Annotated in this window: 1 protein-coding gene; it reads right to left on the minus strand. The window is 56.0% G+C overall.

Annotation, left to right across the window (positions count from 1 at the left end; genetic code table 11):
• Positions 1 to 282, minus strand: a 282-nt coding sequence (locus Q5L94_RS13600; RefSeq protein WP_317498893.1) for a bacteriophage T4 gp5 trimerisation domain-containing protein, incomplete at both ends; no start/stop codon positions are given.

Here is a 282-nt window from a genome sequence, read left to right on the forward strand (position 1 = left end):
TGTCGATCCGCTCGGTGTGATTGTTACGAACCTTCTCGTTCCGATCCTTCTGCGCATGAAGGAACACCTCCTCTTCTCCCTTCTTGTCCTCAAACCGAAGCTCGTTGAACCCCTCTCCCTCATGCGTGTCGGTCCGAAAGGTGCTGCGCGTCTTATGTTCCGGCAAATCGTAGGGCACTGCGTTTTTCCCGTTATATACACACCCGGTCACGAGCGGCTTGTTAGGGTCGCCGTCGAGGAACTCCACGACGACTTCCATACCGATGCGGGGGATGACCATGC

The sequence above is a fragment of the Idiomarina sp. Sol25 genome (assembly GCF_033052775.1).
Classification (GTDB): Bacteria; Pseudomonadota; Gammaproteobacteria; order Enterobacterales; family Alteromonadaceae; genus Idiomarina.